General features: G+C 70.2%; 7 protein-coding genes and 1 pseudogene. 2 read left to right on the top strand and 6 right to left on the bottom strand.

Annotation, left to right across the window (positions count from 1 at the left end):
* The 3 genes from M6444_RS07945 to M6444_RS07935 form a co-directional block, all read right to left on the bottom strand.
* The coding region (locus M6444_RS07945) for an alanine racemase (protein ID WP_298325265.1) at positions 1–538 on the bottom strand (538 nt) is incomplete at its 3' end.
* Between the two features lie 13 nt (positions 539–551).
* Entirely contained in the window at positions 552–1,985 is a 1,434-nt protein-coding gene (locus M6444_RS07940) for an NAD(P)H-hydrate dehydratase (protein ID WP_298325263.1), read from the bottom strand.
* Positions 1,982–2,341 carry a holo-ACP synthase gene (locus M6444_RS07935; protein ID WP_298325260.1) on the bottom strand — a complete coding sequence of 120 codons (360 nt, stop codon included), beginning with the start codon at positions 2,339–2,341 and terminating at the stop codon, positions 1,982–1,984. Before M6444_RS07935 ends, M6444_RS07940 begins: the two co-directional genes overlap by 4 nt.
* A 75-nt stretch (positions 2,342–2,416) precedes the next feature.
* Here M6444_RS07935 and M6444_RS07930 point away from each other — a divergent pair, with 75 nt between their 5' ends.
* Complete coding sequence (locus M6444_RS07930) at positions 2,417–2,932, top strand: GNAT family protein (protein ID WP_298325258.1); 516 nt, start codon at positions 2,417–2,419, stop codon at positions 2,930–2,932.
* Between the two features lie 243 nt (positions 2,933–3,175).
* Here the strand turns inward: M6444_RS07930 and glmS are convergent, their stop codons facing one another.
* Positions 3,176–5,023: a glutamine--fructose-6-phosphate transaminase (isomerizing) gene (gene glmS / locus M6444_RS07925; protein WP_298325255.1), complete on the bottom strand. Its 1,848-nt coding sequence runs from the start codon at positions 5,021–5,023 to the stop codon at positions 3,176–3,178.
* 128 nt (positions 5,024–5,151) lie between these two features.
* Here glmS and coaA point away from each other — a divergent pair, with 128 nt between their 5' ends.
* Positions 5,152–6,099 carry a type I pantothenate kinase gene (gene coaA / locus M6444_RS07920; RefSeq protein WP_298325252.1) on the top strand — a complete coding sequence of 316 codons (948 nt, stop codon included), beginning with the start codon at positions 5,152–5,154 and terminating at the stop codon, positions 6,097–6,099.
* Between the two features lie 40 nt (positions 6,100–6,139).
* On the opposite strand, the gene M6444_RS07915 is transcribed toward coaA, so the two are convergent.
* Both M6444_RS07915 and M6444_RS07910 read right to left on the bottom strand, forming a co-directional pair.
* On the bottom strand, positions 6,140–7,174 hold the full coding sequence (locus tag M6444_RS07915; RefSeq protein WP_298325251.1) for a GNAT family N-acetyltransferase: 1,035 nt from the start codon (positions 7,172–7,174) through the stop codon (positions 6,140–6,142).
* Between the two features lie 144 nt (positions 7,175–7,318).
* Positions 7,319–8,062 (bottom strand): annotated as a pseudogene (locus M6444_RS07910) (phosphoglucosamine mutase); the annotation flags it as partial.

Raw genomic sequence — 8,062 nt, 5'->3', positions numbered from 1 at the left:
CGTCGGCGAAGGCCAGGTGCGACCACAGGCCCACCACCTCGAGCACCCCTTCGGCTTGCGCCTTCAGCGCTTCGTCGACGAGGCCGGCCCACGCCTGGCGAGGTGCACCAGAGCGCCCGAGGCCGGAGTCGACCTTCAGATGGACGCGAGCCACCCGCCCCGTCTCACGCGCGGCCGCCGCGATCTCGCCCACCGCCCATGGCGCAGACGCCGACACGTCCACGTCGGCAGCCACCGCGTCGCTCCAGCGTTCTCCCGGTGCGCACAACCACGCCAACACCCGCGCGGTCACGCCCGCGGCGCGCAGCGCCAACGCCTCGGTCAGCACCGCCGTACCCAGCCAGCTCGCCCCGGCTTCCAGCGCGGCGCGGGCCACGGGGACCAACCCGTGCCCGTAGGCGTCCGCCTTGACGACAGCCATGACGTCGGCCCCGCCGGCACGCACCGCCAGCTCGGCGACGTTGGCCCGGATTGCGTCGAGGTCGACGCGCACCTCGGCGTGCGGCACCGATGGCCGGGCGAAGTCGTGGGTCACCACGGCACCGATTCTGTCAGGCCGTCCGGCGCAGCGACCACAGCGCCGCGGGCACGTGCTCGAGGACGTCGCCCGCGGACGGGTACCCGGTATCGGCGGCGGCCAGCCGGCCTGCCTCCCCGTGGACGTATGCGGCCACACTGCCGGCGTCGAGAGGCGTGAGTCCGGCTGCGAGCAGGGAGCCCGCAAGGCCGGCCAGGACGTCGCCGGTGCCGGCCGTGGCCAGCGCGGACGTACCGGTCGGATTGATCCGCATCCGGCCGTCCGGGGCGACGACGAGGGTCGTGCTCCCTTTGAGGAGCACCGTCGCGTTCCAGCGCTCGGCCGCCTGGCGGGCATGCCGGAGCCGGTGCGCCTCCACCTCGGCCCGATCGACATCGAGCATCCTGGCCAGTTCTCCGGCGTGCGGGGTCAGCAGCGCCGGACGGACGAACCGGGCCGGTACGGCCGCGAGCGCGTCGGCGTCCACCAGGACCGGGACCCCCTCGGCCGATACTTCAGCCGGCCGGCGCGAACCGAGGCCCGAGCCCACCGTCCAGGCCTGGACCCGGCCGGTGGACTCGACGTCGGGGCTGACGATCACTTCAGGCCAACGCATCCGGATGCCCGCGGCCACGGCGTCGGGCCCGCAATAGCGCACCATGCCCGCGCCGCCGTGCACCGCACCGCCCACGGCCAGCATCGCCGCCCCGGTGTACTGCTGCGAACCGGCCAGCACACCCACCACACCCCGCGCGTACTTGTCCGATTCACGGCCCGGCCGGGGCAGCAGCGCCGCGACGTCGGCGGGTTCGAGAACCTCGACATCAGGGTCCGGCAGGTACGGCCCGAGGCCGATGTCGACCGCGTGCACAGATCCAGCGGCGGCCGCAGCCGGATCGAGGACCAGCGCGACCTTGCCTGTCCCGAACGTCACCGTCACATCGGCGACCACATGTCGTCCTGGCGTCTCACCGGTGTCGGGCACCACCCCACTGGGCAGGTCGACGGCCACCACGAGTCCGGCATGGTCATGCGCGACGGCGGCCAGGTCGGCGGCCTCGTCGTCGAGTCCGCCCCGGCCACCGATGCCGAGGATGCCGTCGAGCACGACGTCGGCCCTGCGCACGGCCGACTCCGCCGCCGTGGACGCCGCACCGGCGACCACTCGGCCACCGGCTGCGCGCAGCGCTGCCAGCCCTTCGGCATGGGCGTGCTCGGGCCGCAGCAGCACCGCGTCGACCCGCGCACCACGACGCGCCAGGCGAGCACCGGCCCACAACGCGTCGCCGCCGTTGTTGCCGCCGCCGGCCAGCACGGTGACCCGAGCCCCGTAGGGGCCGTCGAGCAGGCGCGCCACCGTCGTGGTGAGCCCGGCCACCGCCCGCTGCATCAAGGCCCCATCGGGCAGGCGAGCCATCAGATCGTTCTCGGCCGTGCGAATGTCGGCCACCGAGTGCACGCCGATCACGTCGTTCCCCCTTCGAGCACCACGAGCGCGGAAGCCACGCCCGCGTCGTGAGACAGCGACAGGTGCACCGAGCTGACGCCGAGCGCGTCACAACAGGCCTGGACGGTACCGCTCAGGCGAAACCACGGCCGGCCGTTCTCGTCGCTGACCACCTCGGCGTCGTGCCAGCGTAGGTCACGCGGGGCACCCAGCGCCTTGGCCAACGCCTCCTTGGCCGCGAACCGCGCAGCCTGGGAGGCGACGGACCGCTCGCGTTCGGCCGCGGTGAACACCCGCAGCGCCAGCGTGGGCGTGCGCTCCAACGTCACGGCGAAGCGCCTGACATCGACGACGTCGATCCCCACGCCCACGATCATTCATCCCACCCTAGCGGGGCCTGCTCACCAGGTTCGCCATGCCGCAGATGCAGTTTGCGTCTTACACTCGCGCGTATGGGTGAAGTGGCACTCGTGGGGGCGCTGAGCGGCGAGAGCGTCATGCTGCGCCCGGTCGTCGCCGACGACGTGCCCGTGCTCGTGCACATCATGAGCACCCCGGAGGTCCGGCAGTGGTGGGACGCCGCCGACCTCGTCGACGACTGGCCCCTGGCCGACAGCTCGGCTACCCGGCTGACGATCGTCACCGGCCGGCGCATCGCCGGCATGATCCAGTACTGGGAGAACGAAGACCCCCGCGACCGGCACGCCGGTATCGAGATCTTCATCGACCCTGACCTGCACGGGCGTGGGCTGGGGCGCGACGCCATCCGTACCTTGGCGCGGTACCTGTTCGACCAGCTCGGCCACCATCGCCTCGTGATCGATCCCGCCGCCACCAACGAGACCGCCATCCGCTGCTGCGCCGCCGTCGGGTTCCGCCCGGTCGGCATGATGCACGGGCGTGAACGTCACACCAGCAGCGTGCGCGATGGCATGGTCATGGACCTGTTGTCGACGGAGCTGCGCTGAGGCATGGTCGTCGCCCTGCTCGCCGTCGTGCACGTCGGCTTGGCGGCGGTGTGGCTGGGCTCCATGCTGTACAGCCTGATGATCGTGCAACCCAGGGCAGCGCGGGTTCTCGGCGGGGACGACGACCGGCTCGAGGAGTTCCTCACCGTCTTGGGGTCGGGGGCAGCGGTCCAGGGTAGGCACGGGCGACGGCGAGGAACGAGCCGCGGGCGAGGACCGCTGCCCCTCGCCTGCCGGGCCCGACTACTCGACGGTGACGCTCTTGGCCAGGTTGCGAGGCTGGTCGACGTCGAACCCGCGCGCACTGGCCATCTCGCAGGCGAACACCTGCAGCGGCACCGTCGACACGACCGGCTGCAACAACACCGGGCATTCCGGTACCCGAACCACGTGGTCGGCGTACGGGACGACGTCTTCGTCCCCCTGCTCGGCGATGACGATCGTGCGCGCGCCGCGGGCCCGGATCTCCTGGATGTTGCTGACGATCTTGTCGTGCAGCACCGAGCGTCCCTTGGGCGACGGCACCACGATGATGACCGGGACGCCGTCCTCGATCAGCGCGATCGGACCGTGCTTGAGCTCGCCCGCCGCGAAACCCTCGGCGTGCATGTAGGCGAGCTCCTTGAGCTTGAGCGCACCTTCGAGCGCCACCGGGAAGCCGACGTGGCGGCCGAGGAACAGCACGGACGTCGACGACGCCAGGTTGCGCGCCAGCTCGCGGACCGGCTCCATGGTCTCGAGGACCTGGTCGACCTTCGACGGCAGGTCCGACAGGTCACGGACGACGGCGCGGATCTCGTCGCCCCACTTCGTCCCGCGCACCTGGCCGAGGTACAGCCCGACGAGGAAGCAGGCGATCAGCTGGGTGAGAAACGCCTTGGTCGAGGCCACGGCGACCTCGGGTCCGGCGTGCGTGTACAGCACGGCGTCGGACTCCCGCGGGATCGTCGCACCGTTGGTGTTACAGATGGCCAGCACCTTCGCGCCTTGTTCACGCGCGTAGCGCAAGGCCATCAGGGTGTCCATCGTCTCCCCGGACTGGCTGACAGCCACGACGAGCGTCTCCCGGCCCACCACCGGGTCGCGGTACCGGAACTCGCTGGCCAGCTCCACCTCGCACGGGATGCGAGTCCAGTGCTCGATGGCGTACTTGGCCACCAGACCGGCGTGATAGGCCGTGCCGCAGGCGATGACGACGACTTTGTCGACCTCGCGCAGTTCCTCGTCCGACAGCCGCATCTCGTCCAGTGACAGCAGACCCTCGGGCCCGATGCGACCGAGCAGGGTGTTGGCGACCGCCTTCGGTTGCTCGGCGATCTCTTTGAGCATGAAGTAGTCGTAGCCGTCCTTCTCCGCGGCCGAGGCGTCCCAGTCGACGTGGAAGCGGCGCTCTTCGACGGTGGCGCCGTGGAAGTCGGTGAGCTTGACGTCGCCGGCGGTGATCTCCACGATCTGGCTCTCACCGACCTCGAGTGCTTCGCGGGTGTGGGCGATGAAAGCCGACACGTCGGAGGCCAGGAAGTTCTCGCCGTCGCCGAGCCCCACCACCAGCGGTGAGTTGCGCCGCGCCGCGACGACACGGTCGGGGATGTCCGCGTGCACGGCCAGCAGCGTGAACGCGCCGTCGAGGCGCAGGCACACCCGGCGCATCGCCTCGGCCAACTCCGAGCCGGCGGCGACCTCGGCAGCCAGGAGGTGCGCCACGACCTCGGTGTCGGTCTCGGAGACGAATCGCACGCCGGACTGTTCGAGCTCGGCCCGCAGCCGCGCGAAGTTCTCGATGATGCCATTGTGGATCACCGCGACCCGGCCGGACTCGTCCAGGTGCGGATGCGCGTTGTGGTCCGTGGGAGCGCCGTGCGTGGCCCAGCGGGTGTGCCCGAGGCCCGTGCCGGCCGACGGCAGGGGCTGCAGTTCGAGCGATTTCTCGAGGTTGGCCAGCTTCCCGGCGCGTTTGGCCGAAGCCAGGGCACCGTCGGCTACGACCGCCACTCCGGCGGAGTCGTAACCGCGATACTCGAGGCGGCGCAGCCCTTCGACGACGACGTCGAGTGCCTGCTGATGTCCTGCGTATCCCACGATGCCACACACGGCGGTCAGCATATCCCCGCATGGGCCGGCCCACGGCCGTCCCGGGGCGCGCGTTTTTTCAGGCCGCGGGTTTTCGAGGCGCCCTCGCCCGCACGGCGTCGTGGCGAGTCGGCAAGAATGTGCACACCATGACTGCGCTGCACGATTCATCCCCGTTCGTGGATCTGTCCCGTTCGGACTGGGCACGGCTGCGCGAGCAAACGCCGCTCTCCCTGGCCGCCGAGGAACTCGAGGAGCTGCGGGGGCTGGGCGACTTCCTGGACCTCGACGAGGTCCGAGACGTCTACCTCTCGGTGTCGCGGTTGCTCAACTTGCGGGTCCGCGCCACCGACCGGCTGCATCAGGCCACCAAGACCTTCCTCGGTGATTTCGCCGACCGGACTCCGTTCGTCATCGGGATCGCCGGGTCGGTCGCGGTCGGCAAGTCGACCACCGCGAGACTCTTGCGGCTGTTGCTCGCGCGCTGGCCGGAGCACCCGCGGGTGTCGTTGGTGACGACCGACGGGTTCCTGCTGCCCAACGCCGAACTCGAACGACGCGGGCTGATGCAGCGCAAAGGGTTTCCCGAGTCCTACGACCGGCGGGCCCTGCTGCGCTTCGTCGCGGCGGTGAAGTCCGGTGAGCCGGTGGTGACGGCGCCGGTCTACTCCCACCTCAGTTACGACATCGTTCCCGGCGAACAGATCGAGATCGACCGGCCGGACATCGTCATCGTCGAGGGGCTCAACGTGCTGCAGCCGGCCCGTCCCCGTGCCAACGGCGTCTCCGGGCTGGCGATCAGCGACTTCTTCGACTTCTCCATCTACGTCGACGCCGCTCAGGCCGACGTCCGCCGTTGGTACGTCCAGCGTTTCCTCCGGCTACGTGAAACCGCGTTCCAGCGCCCGGAGTCGTACTTCCACCGCTACCGCAGCCTCGACCACGATGCCGCCGTACGCCGCGCCGAAGAGCTCTGGGACACCATCAACGGGCCGAACCTGGCCCAGAACATCCTGCCCACTCGCGGCCGGGCCACGCTCACGCTCACCAAAGGCCCCGACCACGCCATCCGGCGCATCCGTCTGCGCAAGATCTAGCAGCGCATGATCGCTGCACCAGGTGCTGAGCCTCCGAGCGTCACACGTCGCGCTGGTAGCCGGCCATCCACCCGGCGACCTCGTAGTTCAACTTCTCGTTCACCGAGATCATGAACGAGTTGGTGTCGGCGTTGCCGGTCCACACCGACTGCACGCCCGGGCGGTCGTGCAGCAGCCGCCGCACGTTCGCGATCTTCACCAACAGGCCGAGGCGATGCCCACGATGCGGTGGATCGACGATCGTCTCTTCTTGAAACGCGACCTCTTCGCTGTCGTGCGACAGCACGATCTCGGTCAATCCAGCCATCGTGCCGTCCGGCGTCATGGCGGCCGCGCCCCACGAGCCGCGTCGCATCCGGGCGATCCGGTCGTCGTGTTCCCGGACTCGCGCTGCGTCCCACACCTCCGGCTCGTAGTCCAATTCCCCCAGCGGCGCGTCGGTGCTCATCCGCGCCATCAACCGGGCGTACTCGTCGACGTAGTCGTCGGGCACGCGGTCACGCCACGTGACGATCTCGTAGCCCGCAGCGTGCGGGCTGGCAGCCTGTTCGAGCTCGTCCAGGCGCGCGGTGTCGATGGGCAGCCGTTGTGCCCGGAGGATCTCGATGATCCGCCGGGTGTAGCCGTGGTGTTCGGCGAAGTGCGTTCCGGAGGTCTCGTACGGTCCGGGCGGGCCTTCGATGTCAGCCATGAACCGGGTACGTCCTCGACGGCGGGCGTCGGCTTCGGCCGCCTCGAGCAGCGCGGAGCCGATCCCCCGACGACGGGCAGCCGGGACGACGGCGACGTCGATCTGCGCCATCGCCAGGTTGTCGGTGAGCGGGAAGAACGCGACCGCCGACCCGACGACCCCGCCCGCCTCGTCCGAGGCGATCAGAAGGCACGTGTCGTTCGCCATACTGGGCGTGTTCCGGACCCGCAGCTCGTGTTCGAGCCAGTGTGGGCCGTCGGGGAAGTCGTGCCGGTGCGCGGCGTCGAAGGCGGCGAACCACGCGCCGAAGACGTCGTCGGCGGTCTCGATCGTTCGGATGTTCGCGACGGGTGCGTCGCCCCGGGAACGGTCACGCAAGTCCATGCGTCGCAGCCTGACAACTCCGGGCGGGCGTGACAACGGGTTTTCGTCCCCGGGCAGGCGTCAATGGCCTGACGCCACGAGGCGATCTGTCACACCAACAGGCTTACACCGGTGGTGCGGTAGGGATTTGCCTAGTGAACATGATCATTTGGAGTTGTTCAGGGCGAGTTGGGTCTCTACGACGGCGGCCAGGCGCTTGGCTACCGCCTCGGCTTGGGCGGCGGTGGCGGCCTCGACCATCACCCGCACCAGTGGCTCGGTGCCGGACGGACGCAACAGCACCCGGCCGGTGTCGCCCAGCTCCGCTTCGGCTTCGGCCACAGCGGCGGTGACGCCTTCGTCGACGCCCACCCGCGTCTTGTCCACGCCGGTGACGTTGACCAGCACCTGCGGCAGTCGCTGAACCACCCCGGCGAGGTCGGCCAGCGGCCGGCCCGACGACGCCATTCGCGCGAGCAGGTGGACGGCGGTGAGCACGCCATCTCCGGTGGTGCCGTGGTCCAGCATCACGACGTGCCCGGACTGCTCGCCGCCCAGGGCGTAGCCGCCGGCCTTCATCGCTTCCAGCACGTACCGGTCACCCACCGCGGTGTCGATCACCTCGATACCGGCCGAACGCATCGCCAGCCGGAATCCCTCGTTCGACATCACCGTCGCGACCACGGCGTCGCGGCGAAGCGTGCCGTTCTCACGCATCGCCAAGGCCAGAATCGCCATGATCTGGTCCCCGTCGACGATCTCGCCGGAGGCGTCGACGGCCAAGCACCGGTCCGCGTCGCCGTCGTGGGCGATCCCCACATCGGCCCCGGCCGCGACGACCTCGGCGGCCACCACGTCCAGGTGCGTCGATCCACAGTCCCGGTTGATGTTCAGCCCGTCCGGCTCGGC

It is taken from the genome of Haloactinopolyspora sp., from assembly GCF_027324685.1.
In the GTDB taxonomy this organism is placed as follows: Bacteria; Actinomycetota; Actinomycetes; order Jiangellales; family Jiangellaceae; genus Haloactinopolyspora.
This window is presented reverse-complemented; position numbering and strand designations above follow the sequence as displayed.

Coding starts and splice junctions, on each gene's coding strand:
- M6444_RS07915 (WP_298325251.1), bottom strand. CDS start 7,174: ATGGACTTGCGTGACCGTTCCCGGGGCGACGCACCCGTCGCGAACATC.
- M6444_RS07930 (WP_298325258.1), top strand. CDS start 2,417: ATGGGTGAAGTGGCACTCGTGGGGGCGCTGAGCGGCGAGAGCGTCATG.
- coaA (WP_298325252.1), top strand. CDS start 5,152: ATGACTGCGCTGCACGATTCATCCCCGTTCGTGGATCTGTCCCGTTCG.
- M6444_RS07935 (WP_298325260.1), bottom strand. CDS start 2,341: ATGATCGTGGGCGTGGGGATCGACGTCGTCGATGTCAGGCGCTTCGCC.